Raw genomic sequence first — 15,029 nt, 5'->3', positions numbered from 1 at the left:
CCGTTCATGTCCATCCTGTCCGACCGCTGGATTCGCGAGGCCGCGCAGACGCAGGCGATGATCGAGCCCTTCGTCGAAAGCCAGCGCCGCGACGGCTGCATCAGCTATGGCCTGTCGTCCTACGGCTATGACGCGCGCGTGGCGGACGAATTCAAGATCTTCACCAACGTCGACAGCGCGGTCGTCGACCCCAAGGACTTCGCGTCGAACAGCTTCGTCGATCGCAAGACCGACGTCTGCATCATCCCGCCCAACAGCTTCGCGCTCGCCCGCACCGTCGAATATTTCCGCGTGCCGCGCGACGTGCTCGTCATCTGCCTCGGCAAATCGACCTACGCCCGGTGCGGGATCATCGTGAACGTCACGCCGCTGGAGCCGGGCTGGGAAGGCCATGTCACGCTGGAATTCTCCAACACGACCCCGCTGCCCGCCAAGATCTACGCCAATGAAGGCGCCTGCCAGTTCCTGTTCCTGAAGGGCAACGAGCCCTGCGAGACCAGCTACGCCGACCGGGCCGGCAAATATATGGGCCAGCGCGGGGTCACCCTGCCCCGCCTGTAATCCCCACGGTCGCGCCCCGAGCCGCCTAGCTGCGGGACTACCCCGCGGCTCAGCGCGTCGCGAGCGTCGTCGATGTCAGCCGTGACAAACCTCGCGTCGCCACGTCATGCGACGAGAGCACGGCGCCGTTCGGCATGTCCATCGCCACCGCCGGCCGCTCCAAGACGCCGCGATACAGCGCGCGGGCATCCGCCGTCCGCCCCGTGCGCAAATAGGCCGCCGCAAGGTTGAGCATCAGTTCGGGGCGATCCGGAAAAATCCGCCGCTCGGCCTCGATCTGCTTCGCGGCCGTCGCGAAATCGCCGGCTGCGATCGCCTGATAGCCGGTGCGGTCCGCCGCCAGAGCCGGCGTAGCCAGACATGCACCCGCGAGCATTGCCGCCACCATCACACGCATAGCACCATCTCCTTCCCTGCATGACGTGCAGGTTTCACTTTTATGACACTAACGTGTCACTTCGGAGACAGAGTCGCAAGCGATTTGATCAGCTGTCGGGCGCACCGCTGACGATGCGGTCCCCCAGGCCTGCGTAGAAGCCGGCAATATCGTGCAAATGCAGCGCGCTCGGGCGCAATCGCGCGCCGATCGCATAACGGCGCAGGTCCGGCGATCCGGCATCCCGCCACCCCGATGTCAGCCAACGGGCCTGCGGCACGTCCCCGCATCCTACCCGCCCCGCATCATGAAACAGGCACAGGCGCGACCGTTCGAGGGCGCGCAGTCGCCGCTGGGCCGGGCGGACGTCCCATCCATCCGTTTCGTAAACGGCGATGCGGGTTGCGGTATCGGGCTTCAACGTCAGCAGCCGCGGCCGTGGGGCGAGGCATGTGACGTCCAGCAACACCCCCAAAAACCTGTCGAGCTCTCGCAGACAATTGCCCACGTAGCGGGCGCGGACCACCGCTTGTGGCCCCTCCACCATGGGATCGGCCCAGGGCGCGAGACCCGCGATATGGCGCGCGCCCTGCCGCAGCGTCGCATGGGCAAGCGCGACCGACGTTTCCGGAACGGCCGGATGGCGGGGCGTTATGCGTGCGGCGACAGCCGACGCTCGGCCCGTCACGACAGGATGGTCGGGGGGATCGTTTCGCGTGCCAGACGGTCGGCACGCATGCGCTCGGTCCGCTCGGCGCGGCTGGCCATCGCATCCCAGCTTGCGGCGGCGCGCTCGGACTGGAGACGGACATTATCCAGCGTCGCTGCATCGGCGACACCACGCTGGATCATCGCCTGACGGCGGCAGAAGGCGGCATCGTTCGACATGGCTCAACCCCAGAAGAAACGAGAAGCCGACGCCGCCCCTATCGGACGGCGTCGGATCGATGTCAGGCGGCGAGAATCAGTCGACGCTGTGCAAATTGACCGCGGCCATCTTTCCGCGGCGATCCTCTTCCAGGTCATAGCCGACGCGCTGGTTCTGGGTCAGTGTGGCAAAGCCGGCGCGCTCGACCGCCGAGATGTGGACGAACGCATCCGTGCCGCCGCTCTCAGGCGCGATGAAGCCATACCCCTTGTCGGCGTTAAAGAATTTGACGGTGCCGATCGTGCTCATGGGAAATCCCTTCTTTCGTGACAGGCGGAACGCGTGTCGCTGCGCCTGATGCCGGGCTGCAGGGAAAGAGGGAGAAAGGGTCGCAGAGCGCCGATAAACCGTCGATATGCGACTATAGCGAAAGGGATATGGGTGCGGGGTGCCCATTCTACAAGGGGTGCCGGGTCGAGGGGCACGTTTGCCTCTCCATCGGGGACTGGCACTTAGGGCTTCGAGGGCTCTTGCGGCGTTCGGGGCGCCTGCTGGGTAGCGCACGCTCAATAAGGTGCTCTGGCCAAGGCCGGGGGATGTTCGGCAAGGCGACAGCTTCTCCGGGCCTGAGCCAAGCCGTCAGGATGGGCGTACGGACGCCCGTTGCTCGGCCTCAAGCCCGTTAGCTGTCTACGCTCATACGAAAGAGGCTCCTGACGATCTTCAAAAACCATTGCCGCAGCGCAGGTTGGGGTGTCGCGCGGCTGTCGCCTAGCGCTTGCCTGGAAATGCCAACCTCGGAGGAGACACCACAACAGCGGCTTCGCGCGGTCCTTCTTGCACCGTCACCCCAGACATATCCAAGCGTTCGCCGCGCCATGAGAGCAACAGTATCGGGACTGTGCGGGGCAGTGGATGCAGACCAAGTCCGGCATGACGGAGCGGCCCTTCGCACACGCGCCCACGAAGGCTGGAATAGTGCCCGGCCACGTGTGATCGGCCGACCACGCGTTCAGCAGATCCAGCCATCCGGCTCAGCGGCTCAGCGGCTCAGCGGCTCAGCGGCTCAGCGGCTCAGCGGCTCAGCGGCTCAGCGGCTCAGCGGCTCAGCGGCTCAGCGGCTCAGCGCTTCCAACAGACCAGACCAACGCAACCCCTACTGCCCTGACATAAAAAAAGGCGGCCCCGGATGGGACCGCCCTGTCATCGTACCAATCGGCGTCGATCAGAAATCGTTGCGATACTGTTCGTTGCCGATGAAGCCGAGCTTCGTGACCGCCGAGCGCTTGATCACCGCCAGCGTCTGGTCGACCTTGTCGTACTTCGCCTGCGGGTCCGGCTGGAAGTGCAGTTCCGGCTCCGGATTAATCGCCGCAGCGGTGTCCAGATACTGACGCAGCGTCACCTCGTCGACCGGCTGACCATTCCACGAGACCGTGCCGGCCGCGTCAATGATGATCTTGTTCTTCTGCGGATCGACCGGCGGCTTCTGGTTACGCGGATCGTTGACCGGAAGGTCGACCTTCACCGCGTGCGTCGGGATCGGAAGGGTAATGATGAACATGATGAGGAGCACGAGCATGACGTCGATCAACGGCGTCGTGTTCATGTCCATCATCGGCTCGCCGTCGTCCGAGCCACCACTCATTGCCATGTCAAATACTCCTGGGTCGGGCGGGGCAGATCAGCCACCCGCGGGTGGCGGCTGCGAGATGAAGCCGACCTTGGCGAAGCCTGCCTGCTGCATCGTGTAGATGGTGCCGCCGATGCACTTGTAGGGCGTGTTGACGTCGCCGCGGATATGGACTTCGGGCAGTTCGAGGTTCGGGTTGCCCGCGCCGCCCTGGCGTTCGATCTCCAGCTTCAGCTTGTCGACCGCGCGGGTCAGCAGGTCCTTGCTGGTGATCGGCGACGTGCCCCAATAGACGAGGCAGTTGCCGTCCGGGCCGCTCGTCACCGACAGCAGCACGTTTTCGGGCTTCGTCGTCGTCGGATCGAAACGGACCTTGGGCAGAACGATGCCCTTGACCGTCTGGATCGCCACCGGAACGGCGATCAGGAAGATGATGAGGAGCACCAGCATCACGTCCACGAGTGGCGTGGTGTTGATGTCCGACATCGGTTTCTCGGAGGAGCCTCCTCCTCCAGTGCTCATCGCCATGTGCGAGCTATCCTATCCATTCCTTATGGCCGGACGCCATCTGCCGCAGTGGACGAAGCCACGGGCACCGGCGCCGGCGGGTTGCGGAATGCGCCGATGCCGGCACATCCCGCAGCCTCGTCGCTTACGGGCGCGTCTGCACGCCACCGGCCTGGCCGGCGGTCGTGGTCGCGGCAACCGGCTTCACCGGCGCCTTCGAAGCGGCACCCGCGATCGTCGGCTTCACGGCGCCGTTCGAAGCGAGGAAGCCCAGCACGTCGTTCGAGAAGGCCGACAGGTCTTCCGCGATCGACTTGTTGCGGCGCTGCAGCCAGTTGTAGGCGAGCACGGCCGGAACCGCGACGACCAGGCCGAGCGCGGTCATGATGAGCGCCTCACCGACCGGACCTGCGACCTTGTCGATCGAGGGATCGCCCGACGCGCCGATCTTGATCAGCGCGCGGTAGATGCCGACCACGGTGCCGAACAGACCGATGAACGGTGCGGTCGCGCCGACGGTCGCGAGGAAGGCGAGACCGCCACCCAGCTTCGAGTTGATCGCCGCTTCCGAGCGGGCGAGCGAACCGTGCAGCCAGTCGTGCGCTTCGACCGGATCGGTCAGCTTGGCGTGCTGGTCCTGCGCCTGCAGGCCGTCGTCGACGAGCTGCTTGTAGGCCGAGTTCTTCTCGAGCTTGGCCGCGCCTTCACGCAGGTTGCTCGACTGCCAGAAGCCCTGACGGACGCGCTTCGCCTGGTTCATGATCTTCTGCTGCTCGAACAGCTTCGAGAACAGGATGTAGAAGGAGACGATCGACATCAGCACGAGGATCGTGAAGACCGACTGCGAGATGAGGCCGCCTTCCTTCAGAGCGGCCTGCAGGCCGAACTGGTTTTCGGCTGCCGCGGTGCCGCCGGCCGCGAGAATGGTGGTGAGCATTTGGGTTAAATCCTTGTCAAACGGTGTAGAAGTTCGGGGAGGATCCGCCCGTCGTCCGGCCTATTCCGGATAACGGGCGGGCCGCATCATTCCTTCGGGATCTTCCAGACCACGCGCCGGGTCTGCGTCGTGGCGATCGGGTTACCGCTGGCGTCCTGCGCCGGGGTATAGCGTCCCCGCCGCGTGATCGCCGCACAGGCTGCGCGATCGAGAGCCGACGAGCCGCTGGACGAGGTCGTCCGGCAATTCTCCACCCGGCCAGCGGTGCTGATCGTCCAGGCGATCACGCTGGTGCCCTCTTCGTTGTTGCGAAGCGAGCTGGGCGGATAGTCGTCGTTCGTGATCCACGCCGACGGGTCACCCTTCGCACCCGCAGCCTTGCTGACGACCGGCGGAGCCGGCGGCGCAGGGGGAGCAGGCGGGGCCGGCGGCGCTGCGATCGGCGTCAGATTGACGGCCGGCGGCGGCGTCGTGACCGTCTGGATCACCACGGGCGGCGGATTCGGATTCTGCACGATCGGCGGCGGCGACACCACGGGCGGCGGCGTCATCGGCGTATCGGGCGGAGGGGGCGGCGGTTCGTCCGGCGGCGGGGGCGGCGGCTCCTCGACGTCGAACGTATTAAGCTTTTCTTGGGCCTTCTTCACGTATTGGTACGCGAGCCCGGTGACGAAGGCATAGCCCAGCGCCGCATGGATGAGCACGACGATGAAAATCGCGACCATCTTGCCACCGGACATCTTCTGGTCAGCATAGGCCATTCAGCAACGACACTCCCTAATCTCGTGGTCCTCGCGGCGCCTGGGGGAAGGACACGCGTAGGCCACTGCCCCGGCTGCGCCGGATATGGCAGTGCCGTCAGTCCTATCGCCCCGTTCCCCGCCGCGCAAACGCTTTGTCGGACGCAACAAACGTACAATCGCTTCGCGACAGAATTATTTCTGTATCGTTCAGGCGCGCTGGGCTAGCGCTACCGCCATGATCAGCGCCTTTCACCGTCGGCCGGCCGCCTTGCTCGCCTGCCTCGCCTCGGCCGTATCCAGCCCCCTTATTGCCGCACAAATGCCGCAGAATTCCGCGGTTTCGGCCACAAGCGCCTCACCCGGCATCGGCGCGCAAGCCGCGCCGCCCTATGCCGACATCGCCGATCTGGTGATCGCGTCGCCGATCATCGCGGACGCCACGATCCGCTCCGCCCTGAAATTGAAAGGCGCCGATTCGGCCGGCGTCGCGCCGGGCATGACACGCTATTATGTCGAGGCCGATTTGGTCGCACTGGTGCGCGGCGCGGGCGGATTGCCACCGCGAATCGGCTATCTGCTTGATGTGGCGCCCGATTCGGCAGGCCGTCAGCCAAAGCTCAAGAAACTGCGCGTCCTGCTGTTCGGGCGGAGCGTGCCAGGCACGCCGAATCAGATCCAACTCGTCGCGCCCGATGCGCAGATTCCCTGGTCCCCGACCGAAGACCAGCGTGTTCGCGCGATCGCGCAGAGCCTCGTCGCCGCCGATGCGCCGCCCGTCGTCACGGGCATAGGTAATGCCTTCCACGTGCCCGGCGCGCTGCCCGGCGAAGGCGAGACGCAGGTGTTCCTGACCACCGCGAACGGTGCGCCCGTCTCGCTGACGGTGCTCCGCCGGCCCGGTGAGCAGCCGCGCTGGGCGGTCGCGCTGTCGGAGATCGTCGACGAGGCCGCGGCGCCGCCGGCGCGCGACACGTTGCTCTGGTATCGCCTCGCCTGCGCCCTGCCCGCCGCGCTACCCGATCGCAGCACCGCCTCGCTCGATCCCGCCAATGCCGAGCTCGCGCGACAGGACTATCGTTTCGTCTTGGAACAGCTCGGTCCCTGCGGTCGGACGCGCACGCTGCGCTGATCCGGCCCGCGCCGCCGTTTATCGACGGTGACGGACCAGCGTGACCCCGATCGATTCGCCCGCCTCGGCGATGGCGAGCTTCACGATCTTCACCTCGACGCGCAGCACGCGCTCGTCGGCGAGGAACAGCGTCTCGCAGATATGGTCCGCGACCGCCTCGATCAGCGTGAAGTGCAACCCCTCAGGCAGAGCGGTGGTCGCCGCATGTTTCAGATCGAGATAGTTTTTCGACGCCGACAGCGGCGTATCGGGCGCGAAATGATCCGGGCAGCGCAGGTCGACGGTCAGGTCGATGCGCAGCGGCTGCGGCAGGTGCGTTTCTTCCGAATAGATGCCGGTGAGCACCTGGACTTCGAGGTCGTGGACCTGCAGCTGAAGACGGTCTTGCATGGGCGGCGCCTCTAGCAAGCCTGCCTGCCGGACGCGAGTGGGGTGCGGCCTCTGCGCATTCCGCTTGCCATCCGCCCCCGCGCGCGTCATGCGCGCCGCCGCCCGCTGTCGGGCGTGAAGGACCCCTGCCCGTGATCGCTTTCGTGCCGCTGGCTGATATCGATGGCGCCGCCGTCGAGGCGCTGCTCGACCGTGCGTTCGGCACGGACCGTCACGGGCGTACCGCCTATAAGGTGCGGGGCGCCGCCGCGGCCGTGCCCGCGCTCAGCGTCGCTGCGGTGGAAGACGGCAAGCTGATCGGCTCGATCCAATGCTGGCCCGTCCTGCTGACCGGTGACAACGGCGTCGGTCACCGCCTAACCATGATCGGTCCGGTCGCGGTCGAGCCGGGGCGGCAGCGCGATGGCATTGGCCGCCGCCTCATGACGCAGGCGCTCGACGCGGCGGCAGAGCACGGCCTCGATCGCGCGCTGATGCTGATCGGCGACCCGGAATATTACGCGCGCTTCTTCGGCTTCGACGCATCGCGCACCGCCGGCTGGCGCCTGCCCGGCCCGGTCGAACGCCACCGCCTGCTCGCGCGCGGTGCCGATGTGCCTGCCATCAATGGTATGCTGGGACCGATCACCTCTCCAGCGGCGCACGCAAACGCCTGACCCGCTTTACGTCGCGCCTGCCAGCCCCTACCTCGCCCCCATGCCGATGGAGGAGCTTCCCGATCTCGCCGGTCTCAGCCTAGCCGAGATCGCCACCCTGGTCGAACAACGGCGCCTGCCGCCGGTCGAACAGTGGAACCCCGCGCATTGCGGCGACAGCGAGATGCGCATCGCGCGCGACGGCACCTGGTTCCATCAGGGGTCGCCGATCGGCCGCCAGACGATGGTGCGCCTCTTTTCCACCATCCTGCGCCGCGAAGAGAATGGCCGCTACGTGCTCGTCACGCCGGTCGAGAAGCTCGACATCGCGGTCGAGGACGCGCCCTTCGTCGCGGTCGAGATGAAGGCCGAGGGGAACGGCCCCGACAGTCGCCTCGCCTTCCGACTCAACACCGGCGATCTTGTGAAGGCCGGCCCGGACCATCCGCTGCGCTTCGCCACGAGCGAGGACGGCCCGCGCCCCTACCTCCACGTCCGCGGCGGGCTGGAGGCGCTCGTCGCGCGGCCGGTCTATTACGACCTCGCCGAACGCGCGCTCGCCGACCCGGAGCAGCCCGGCATCTGGAGCGACGGCGCCTTCTTCCCGCTGGACATGACCGCGTGAGCCTCGCCGCGCGGCTGGCTGCCGCTCTGGATACGGGACGGGCCGCGCAACCCGCACTGCTGGCAGGCGATCATCGCGATCTCGAAACGCGCAGCGACGCCGATCTGACGCCCGCCGCGGTCCTGATCGCGGTGACCGACCGCGCCCGCCCCGGCGTGATCCTTACCCAGCGCACCGACACGCTCCGCAATCACGCAGGCCAGGTCGCCTTTCCCGGCGGCCGCCTCGATCCGGGCGAAGACCCGGTGACCGCCGCGCTGCGCGAGGCGGAAGAGGAGGTCGCGCTGCCCCGCAGCCTCGTTCACGTCGTCGGCAGCATCGCCCCCTATCGCACCGTTACCGGCTTTGCCGTCACGCCGGTGCTCGGCGTCGTCCCCGCCGACATACCGCTGGTGCCGAGCGAGGCGGAGGTCGCCAGCGTCTTCGAAGTCCCGCTCGATCACCTGCTCGACCCAGCGCAGCAGGTGGAAGCGAGCGCCGAATGGCGCGGACAGACGCGGCATTTCTATGAAATCCGCTGGCAGGATCGCCGGATTTGGGGCGCGACCGCAGCGATGCTGGTCAATCTGTCACGGCAGCTCGTATGGGCGTGACCCTGAACCTGGACCGCCTGACCGCGCGCGAAGGCTTTGCGGCGCTGATCGAGGCGCTTGGCGGTCCGGATCAGACCCGGCTCGTCGGCGGCGTGGTGCGCGATACGTTGCTGGGGCTCGATCCCGCCGACGTCGACCTCGCGACGCGGCTGTTGCCCGACGATGTGCTCGCTCGCCTGAAGGCCGCCGGTATCCGCGCCGTCCCCACCGGCATCGCCCATGGCACCGTTACCGCCATTCTCCCGTCCGGCCCGATCGAGGTGACGACGCTGCGTCATGACGTCAGCACCGACGGGCGCCACGCGATCGTCGCGTTCACGGACGCGTGGGACGAAGATGCCGCGCGCCGCGACTTCACGATGAACGCACTCTACGCCGATCCCGTCACGGGTTCGGTGTTCGACTCGGTCGGCGGCCTCGCCGATTTGGAGGCTCGCGTCGTGCGCTTCATCGGCGATCCCTATCGCCGGATTGCGGAGGATCATCTGCGCATTCTGCGCTTCTTCCGCTTCCACGCCCGCTTCGGCGACACGATCGACGCGGAGGGCCTTGCGGCCTGCAGCGCCCGCGCCAACGACCTGATGGCGTTGTCGCGCGAACGGATCGCGTCCGAACTGCTCAAGCTGCTCGTCGCAGCGCAGGCGGTGCGCGTCGTCACGCTCATGATCGACCACGGCATCTTCCGCGCCGTCCTGCCCGAAATCGTCGATGCCGCGCCTTTTGCCGAACTGGCGGAACGCGAGGCGGCCGCCGGCATCGCCCCCGATGCGATCCGCCGACTGGCGACGCTGATCCCACCCGCCGCGGCGGAAAGCGTCGGCGCGCGCCTCAAGCTGTCGAACGCCGACCGCAAGCGCCTCTGCGCGGCGACCCAGGGTCCAGGCGACGAGGGACCTCGCGCGCTCGCCTATCGCGTCGGCATGGCGAGCGCGATCGACCGCCTGTTGCTCGCCGGCGCTGACATGTCGGCGTTGCACGAGTGGACGCCCCCCGCTTTACCGATCGGCGGTGGTGCGCTGGTGGCGCGGGGGCTATCGAAAGGGCCGCAGGTCGCCGCAGTCTTGCGCACCATCGAAACGCGCTGGATCGCCGAGGGCTTTCCCCCGGCGGATTGTGTCGATCAGATCGCCGATGCAGCGGTCGAGGACGCCCTCGCCGCCCGGATCGTCGACAGCGCATCGACGGCCTCGAGCGGGCGCGCGTAAAGATAGCCCTGCCCATAGGTGCAACCCAGCGCCGCGAGCGTCTGCGCCAGATCGTTGCTCTCGATGCCCTCCGCGGTCGTCCGCATGCCGAGCGCCTGCGCCAGGCTGAGCACCGCGCGAACGATCGCGATCTTGTCACGGTCGGTCAGCATGCCCGTCACGAAGCTGCGGTCGATCTTCAAAATGTCGATCGGCAGTTTCTGGAGGTAGGCGAGGTTTGAATAGCCGGTGCCGAAATCGTCCATCGCCAGCGTACACCCAAGCGATTTCAGCGCGTGCATGATCCCCGCAATACGATCGGGATCGCTGACGATCGCGCTCTCGGTCAGTTCCAGAACGAGGCGGTCGCCCGTCAGATCGTGGCGGATCAGCGCCGCCTCGACGACAGGCGCGATATCGTCGCGCTGCATCTGGATCGCCGAGAGGTTGACCGCGAGGCGCATGCCGCACGAGCCGCCGCATTCCTCGTCCCACCAGCGCAGCGTCCGCGCCGCTTCCTCGATCGCCCAGCGGCCCAGCGGCACGATCAGCCCCGATTCCTCGGCGACCGGGATGAAGGCCCCCGGATCATGCTCGACGCCGTGCGGGTCGCGCCAGCGCGCCAGCGCCTCGAACGAGACGATCGCACCGCTCGACAGGTCGCAGATCGGCTGGAAGGCGAGGCGCAGCTGGCGCTCCTCGATCGCGCGGCGCAGCGCGGTCTCCATCGCGAACTGCTCGCGTGCCTGCGTAAAGGCCTGGGTCTGATAGCTTTCGACCTGCAACCCCGACTTGGCGCGCTTGGCGGCGAATTGGGCGTTGCGGATCAGCTCCTCGGCATCCTCGACGCTCTCGTCGGCATGCGCGATCCCGACCGAACATTCGATGCCGATCTCGTAATCGCTCAGGCGGAACGGCGCCGTCAGCACGCGCTGGATGCGCTCGGCGAGCCAGGTCGCCTCCGCCTGATCGTCGTCGATCCCCATCAGGATCCCGAATTCGTCGCCCCCGATTCGCGCCAGCACATCGCGTGCGCGCAGCGCCCCTTTGATCCGGCGCGCGACGGTAATGAGCAGCTCATCACCGGCAAGGCCGCCAAGGCACGCATTCAGCCGCCCGAATCGGTCCAGGTCGATGACCAGCACCGCACACCGCCCCTGATCCTTCTGCGCCGTCTCGATCGCATCGCCGAACCCTTCGCGATTGGGCAGGCCGGTCAGGCTGTCCGTGGTCATCTCGCGGCGTAGCGAGCGTTCGGTGTGGACTTGCGCGGTCAGGTCTATGAAGGAAATCTGGCATCGATCGCGCAGCGCCGGCGTCGGCCGTGCGAAGGTCACGCGATAATAGCGCGAATCGATCACCTGCCCGATCGACCAATCGAAATCGGTGCGCATCTCGGTCGATCGAAGGAAGGCGTCGATCCGACTCGCCAGCAGCGCGAGCATCGGCGACCGATCCGCCACCACGCCCAGTCCCGCGAGTCGGTAGGCCCGATTCATCGAGAGGAAGCCAAAGGCATCGCCCTCGCGCGCCACCTGCACCGCGGGGATCGGAATCAGTTCGAGGTCCCGCTCGAGCATCTCCTGCGCGGCGGAAAACGGGGGCACCAGATCGGACGAGGCGGTAGCCATAGTCCCGTCCATAACCGGCGTTCGTTAAAGCGATCTGAAAGTTGGCCAGACGTTTACGCGGCCCCCGCCCGATCAGGCGAGGGCCGCGCAAGCCGTTTACAGGTGGATCGCCGCCCCGAACAGGAACGAGCGTCCTGCCAGCGCGTCATAATAGACGTTGGCCGCCGAAGACCCGCCCGTCGTTGCCGCCGCCGCATAGGGAATATTGCGGTCGGTGACGTTGTTGACGTTGATGCGGAAATCGAAGCGCGGCGTGGCGTGGATCACGACGCCCGTGTTCCACATCACATAGCTGCCCACCCCCATCACGTCGCGCGTCCCGGGCTGCTCGGTCGGATCGAACACGGCCGGTCCGGTGTACAGGATCTGGTTGAACCAGGACACGTTGCCGCTGTCGAGCGTCGCGTTCAGGTTGGCCCGGTCGACGAAATTGCCGAGGCCCAGCTGCCCGCGTTCGTTCTGGATGCCGCTGTCGGCGCTGATGACGGCATATTGCTTGATGACGTGCTGATAGCTCGCCTGCACCGTCAGCCGACCGATCGAACCCGGCAGCGTCATCGGATAGGCCAGGGTCGCCTCGATCGCCCGGAACACCAGCGCGCCCTGATTGACGTACGGCTCCTGCAGCGCCGTCACCTGCCCCAGATCATCCGGACCGGTGCCGCGGGTGATCAGCCCGCAGTAGAAGTTGTTCGGGTAGCTGGTCGAGTCGTAGCACCCCTTCAACACCGATGTCGCCGACGAGGCGGTGATGACGTTGCGCAGGTCGATGCTGATATAATCCGCCGACAGCGTCAGTCCGTGCAGGAAAGCGGGATCGAAGACGCCGCCGACGGTCCAAGACGACGACTTTTCGTTCTGCAGGTTGCGGTTGCCGATGATCGTGACCGGCACGGTCGCCGAATTGATCAGCGAGCTAAAGTTCGCCGGAACGCCCGCCGCCGCGCAATTCTTTGCCCGCACCGCCGGGTTGGGTCCGGCGCTCACGTTGCTCTGATCGCACGGATCGTAGCCGCCGTCATAGGCAGGCTGGTTCGCCGCGAACAGCTCGGTGATCGACGGCGCCCGGATCGCACGGGTGTAATTGCCGCGGATTGCGAAGCCCGCCACCGGCGCCCAGCGTCCGCCCGCCGTCCAGGTGAAGGCACCACCATTGGCCGAATTGTGGACGTAGCGGCCCGCCGCATTCACTTCCAACTCATGGACCAGCGGGATATGCTGGTTCGGCCCGATCAGCGGCGCGCGCATTTCCCCGAACACCTCGTTGGTGACGTAGCTGCCTTCGACACCCAGGATCGGGATCGAACGGCCCAGCGCCTGCGTGTAATAGGCATCGGGCGAGAAGCGCGAATATTCGCGCCGGTTTTCATAGCCTACCGACACCCCCAGATCGCCCCCGGGCAGCGTCGCCAGCGCCCCCGTCAGCGTCGCCAGGAAGTCGCGCTGGCTGGTGATTGATTGCGTCCGTGCCATGGTCGTCACGTAATCGCGGGCCGCCTGCGTCGGCGCTCCGTTACCGAACAGATTGAGCGGTGCGCAGGTCTGCGAAATCGTGCCGTTATATTGCGGCGTGTTGGGCGGTGCCGTGGGATCGTTGGGATCGGGATTGAACGCCGCGCAGACGATATTGCCATTGGCATCGGTGCCCACGTTCAGCGCGCGTCGCAGGTTCGGTTCGACCAGACTGGGGATCAGCGACGTGCCGCTCGTCCGCCCGTAATTGGCCGAGGCATCCCAGGTCCATTTGTGGCCCAGCGCCTGGAAGTCGCCAGTGAAGCCGCCGACGAAGCGGTACATGTCCTGCTCCAGCCGCGACACGCCGGTGACGAGGTCCGTATTCGCCCGGCCCAGATAGAAGACGTCGTTGTCGCTCGCCGGCAGGCCGTTCGCCAGCAGGTTCTGGACGATGATCGCCTTGGCCTGAGGGTTCAAGAAGGGGTTGCCCACCTTCATGATGTAGTTGCCGTTGATGTCGAACGCGCCCGGTGCCGCCTGGCGGAAGAAGGCGGTGTTATAGACCGGCTGGCCGGCGAGGTTGGTCGCGTTACTGCGCGAATACCAGGCCTCACCATAGGCCTTCACCGAGTCGGTCAGTTGGTAATTGAGCAGCGCCGTCGCGTTGAAGCGATTGTCGTTGACGCGCAGGTTGGTGATGTTCGCCATGTCGAGCGCATCGCCGCCGAGGAACGTCGTCGGATCGGTCGTCACCTGTCCCGTGTTGAACGGCACCAGCGTGCCGTCGGGCGCGAAGCGCAGCAGGTTGCCGTTGGCGTCTGTGATGCTGCGCGTCTTCCCCAGCGTACCGCGATCGAGGAAATAGGGATTGCCGCCCGGTTCGCCCAGGAAGGTGCGCAGGTTCTGCACCAGGATCTTCTGATAGGGCGCATTCGCCAGCGGCTGTGTCGGATTGCTCGGATCGAACGGCGTGATGAAGCCCGACTGCTGGGCGATCACGCTGCGCTGGCTGCCAAGCAGGCCGTCGTCGTGGTTATATTCCGCATCGACGGTGATGTTGCCGCGACCACCCGCGAAGTTCTTGCCGACCAGCGCACGGACGCGCTGGTTGCCGAGGTCACCGCGCTGGCTGATCCCCGCCTGCCCGTCGAGGTCGATGCCCTCGTAATCATGCTTCAGGATGATGTTGACCGTGCCGGCGATCGCGTCCGAGCCGTAGATGGGGGCGCCGCCGATCGACACGGTGTCGACGCGCTCGATCAGCTTGGTCGGGATCGTATTCAGGTCGACCTGCCCGCCGCCGCCCGCCGACGAAAAGACGGTCGAGGCATTGGCACCGACAAAGCGCCGGCCGTTGACCAGCGTCAGCGTGCGCTGCGAGCCCAGGCCGTACAGGTTGACGAAGCTCTGGCCGACGCCGAACCCGTTGCCTTGGTTGCCCAGCGACGAGCTGTCCGGCACCGCAAAGCCCGGCAGCTGGTTGATCGCATCGGCGACATTGGCATAGCCGCGATCGTCGAGCAGCTTCGAATCGATGACGTTGGTCGGCTGGGCATTGTCGATCGAGGGGCGCCGAATGCGCGATCCGGTGACGACGATGTCGTCGCTTTTCGCGCCGGAAGACGTCGGCGTCGGCGCCGCCTGCGCAGGCGTGGAGGCGGTGGCATCGGTGGTCTGGGCCAGGGCCGGCGTGGCAATCATCGCAGCGGAGATCAGGCACGCCGACAGGCTTGTGGTGGATAGCAGGGTTTTGGTGAACACG

17 protein-coding genes are annotated in these 15,029 nt (G+C 66.5%); 6 read left to right on the top strand and 11 right to left on the bottom strand.

Annotated elements, in window-relative coordinates:
- The first annotated feature begins 6 nt into the window (after nt 1–6).
- Complete coding sequence (dcd, locus tag ACP7A3_RS12040) at nt 7–561, top strand: dCTP deaminase (protein WP_017979400.1); 555 nt, start codon at nt 7–9, stop codon at nt 559–561.
- 49 nt (nt 562–610) lie between these two features.
- Here the strand turns inward: dcd and ACP7A3_RS12035 are convergent, their stop codons facing one another.
- The 8 genes from ACP7A3_RS12035 to ACP7A3_RS12000 all read right to left on the bottom strand — a co-directional run bounded on the left by ACP7A3_RS12035 (nt 611) and on the right by ACP7A3_RS12000 (nt 5,643).
- Nucleotides 611–958: a tetratricopeptide repeat protein gene (locus ACP7A3_RS12035; protein ID WP_020486549.1), complete on the bottom strand. Its 348-nt coding sequence runs from the start codon at nt 956–958 to the stop codon at nt 611–613.
- 88 nt (nt 959–1,046) lie between these two features.
- Nucleotides 1,047–1,625, bottom strand: a complete 579-nt coding sequence (locus ACP7A3_RS12030; protein WP_426255730.1) for a hypothetical protein — start codon at nt 1,623–1,625, stop codon at nt 1,047–1,049.
- Entirely contained in the window at nt 1,622–1,825 is a 204-nt protein-coding gene (locus ACP7A3_RS12025; protein WP_426255729.1) for a hypothetical protein, read from the bottom strand. Before ACP7A3_RS12025 ends, ACP7A3_RS12030 begins: the two co-directional genes overlap by 4 nt.
- 76 nt (nt 1,826–1,901) lie before the next feature.
- A complete protein-coding gene (locus ACP7A3_RS12020; RefSeq protein ID WP_017979404.1) occupies nt 1,902–2,114 on the bottom strand; it encodes a cold-shock protein in 213 nt (70 codons plus the stop codon).
- A gap of 916 nt (nt 2,115–3,030) precedes the next feature.
- Nucleotides 3,031–3,459, bottom strand: coding sequence for an ExbD/TolR family protein (locus ACP7A3_RS12015; RefSeq protein ID WP_024310303.1), 429 nt, complete (start codon nt 3,457–3,459; stop codon nt 3,031–3,033).
- A gap of 30 nt (nt 3,460–3,489) precedes the next feature.
- Nucleotides 3,490–3,966, bottom strand: coding sequence for an ExbD/TolR family protein (locus ACP7A3_RS12010; RefSeq protein WP_024310304.1), 477 nt, complete (start codon nt 3,964–3,966; stop codon nt 3,490–3,492).
- Nucleotides 3,967–4,090: 124 nt separating this feature from the next.
- Nucleotides 4,091–4,882, bottom strand: coding sequence for a MotA/TolQ/ExbB proton channel family protein (locus ACP7A3_RS12005; RefSeq protein WP_017979407.1), 792 nt, complete (start codon nt 4,880–4,882; stop codon nt 4,091–4,093).
- 86 nt (nt 4,883–4,968) lie between these two features.
- A complete protein-coding gene (locus tag ACP7A3_RS12000; RefSeq protein ID WP_017979408.1) occupies nt 4,969–5,643 on the bottom strand; it encodes an energy transducer TonB in 675 nt (224 codons plus the stop codon).
- A gap of 301 nt (nt 5,644–5,944) precedes the next feature.
- Between ACP7A3_RS12000 and ACP7A3_RS11995 the strand changes: the two genes are divergently transcribed.
- Nucleotides 5,945–6,754 carry a hypothetical protein gene (locus ACP7A3_RS11995; protein WP_147036371.1) on the top strand — a complete coding sequence of 270 codons (810 nt, stop codon included), beginning with the start codon at nt 5,945–5,947 and terminating at the stop codon, nt 6,752–6,754.
- A gap of 18 nt (nt 6,755–6,772) precedes the next feature.
- Here the strand turns inward: ACP7A3_RS11995 and ACP7A3_RS11990 are convergent, their stop codons facing one another.
- Complete coding sequence (locus ACP7A3_RS11990; protein WP_017979410.1) at nt 6,773–7,144, bottom strand: dihydroneopterin aldolase; 372 nt, start codon at nt 7,142–7,144, stop codon at nt 6,773–6,775.
- A gap of 131 nt (nt 7,145–7,275) precedes the next feature.
- On the opposite strand from ACP7A3_RS11990, the gene ACP7A3_RS11985 reads away from it, so the two are divergent.
- Genes ACP7A3_RS11985 through ACP7A3_RS11970 form a run of 4 tightly spaced genes read left to right on the top strand, consistent with a single transcriptional unit; the run spans nt 7,276 to nt 10,202 of the window.
- Nucleotides 7,276–7,800: a GNAT family N-acetyltransferase gene (locus tag ACP7A3_RS11985; RefSeq protein ID WP_426255728.1), complete on the top strand. Its 525-nt coding sequence runs from the start codon at nt 7,276–7,278 to the stop codon at nt 7,798–7,800.
- A gap of 40 nt (nt 7,801–7,840) precedes the next feature.
- Nucleotides 7,841–8,404 (top strand): DUF1285 domain-containing protein, encoded by a 564-nt coding sequence (locus tag ACP7A3_RS11980; protein ID WP_426255727.1) that lies wholly within the window; start codon nt 7,841–7,843, stop codon nt 8,402–8,404.
- Entirely contained in the window at nt 8,401–8,997 is a 597-nt protein-coding gene (locus tag ACP7A3_RS11975; RefSeq protein ID WP_426255726.1) for a CoA pyrophosphatase, read from the top strand. The genes ACP7A3_RS11980 and ACP7A3_RS11975 overlap by 4 nt, the downstream gene beginning before the upstream one ends.
- Nucleotides 8,988–10,202, top strand: coding sequence for a CCA tRNA nucleotidyltransferase (locus tag ACP7A3_RS11970; protein ID WP_426255725.1), 1,215 nt, complete (start codon nt 8,988–8,990; stop codon nt 10,200–10,202). Before ACP7A3_RS11975 ends, ACP7A3_RS11970 begins: the two co-directional genes overlap by 10 nt.
- Here the strand turns inward: ACP7A3_RS11970 and ACP7A3_RS11965 are convergent.
- Complete coding sequence (locus tag ACP7A3_RS11965) at nt 10,118–11,812, bottom strand: putative bifunctional diguanylate cyclase/phosphodiesterase (RefSeq protein ID WP_147036364.1); 1,695 nt, start codon at nt 11,810–11,812, stop codon at nt 10,118–10,120. The genes ACP7A3_RS11970 and ACP7A3_RS11965 overlap by 85 nt on opposite strands.
- Nucleotides 11,813–11,908: 96 nt before the next feature.
- Nucleotides 11,909–15,028, bottom strand: a complete 3,120-nt coding sequence (locus tag ACP7A3_RS11960) for a TonB-dependent receptor domain-containing protein (RefSeq protein WP_426255724.1) — start codon at nt 15,026–15,028, stop codon at nt 11,909–11,911.
- Between the last annotated feature and the right edge of the window lies 1 nt (nt 15,029).

It is taken from the genome of Sphingomonas sp. DC5200-1 (genome assembly GCF_049897245.1).
Taxonomy (GTDB): domain Bacteria; phylum Pseudomonadota; class Alphaproteobacteria; order Sphingomonadales; family Sphingomonadaceae; genus Sphingomonas; species Sphingomonas aquatilis.
The sequence above is the reverse complement of the archived record's forward strand: the minus strand, read 5'-3'. Positions and strand labels throughout refer to the sequence as shown.

Excerpts from the sequence above, each read along its gene's own strand:
- dcd (WP_017979400.1), top strand. The coding sequence starts at position 7 with ATGTCCATCCTGTCCGACCGCTGGATTCGCGAGGCCGCGCAGACGCAG.
- ACP7A3_RS12035 (WP_020486549.1), bottom strand. The coding sequence starts at position 958 with ATGCGTGTGATGGTGGCGGCAATGCTCGCGGGTGCATGTCTGGCTACG.
- ACP7A3_RS12025 (WP_426255729.1), bottom strand. The coding sequence starts at position 1,825 with ATGTCGAACGATGCCGCCTTCTGCCGCCGTCAGGCGATGATCCAGCGT.
- ACP7A3_RS12020 (WP_017979404.1), bottom strand. The coding sequence starts at position 2,114 with ATGAGCACGATCGGCACCGTCAAATTCTTTAACGCCGACAAGGGGTAT.
- ACP7A3_RS12015 (WP_024310303.1), bottom strand. The coding sequence starts at position 3,459 with ATGGCAATGAGTGGTGGCTCGGACGACGGCGAGCCGATGATGGACATG.
- ACP7A3_RS12010 (WP_024310304.1), bottom strand. The coding sequence starts at position 3,966 with ATGGCGATGAGCACTGGAGGAGGAGGCTCCTCCGAGAAACCGATGTCG.
- ACP7A3_RS12005 (WP_017979407.1), bottom strand. The coding sequence starts at position 4,882 with ATGCTCACCACCATTCTCGCGGCCGGCGGCACCGCGGCAGCCGAAAAC.
- ACP7A3_RS12000 (WP_017979408.1), bottom strand. The coding sequence starts at position 5,643 with ATGGCCTATGCTGACCAGAAGATGTCCGGTGGCAAGATGGTCGCGATT.
- ACP7A3_RS11995 (WP_147036371.1), top strand. The coding sequence starts at position 5,945 with ATGCCGCAGAATTCCGCGGTTTCGGCCACAAGCGCCTCACCCGGCATC.
- ACP7A3_RS11990 (WP_017979410.1), bottom strand. The coding sequence starts at position 7,144 with ATGCAAGACCGTCTTCAGCTGCAGGTCCACGACCTCGAAGTCCAGGTG.
- ACP7A3_RS11980 (WP_426255727.1), top strand. The coding sequence starts at position 7,841 with ATGCCGATGGAGGAGCTTCCCGATCTCGCCGGTCTCAGCCTAGCCGAG.
- ACP7A3_RS11970 (WP_426255725.1), top strand. The coding sequence starts at position 8,988 with ATGGGCGTGACCCTGAACCTGGACCGCCTGACCGCGCGCGAAGGCTTT.
- ACP7A3_RS11965 (WP_147036364.1), bottom strand. The coding sequence starts at position 11,812 with ATGGCTACCGCCTCGTCCGATCTGGTGCCCCCGTTTTCCGCCGCGCAG.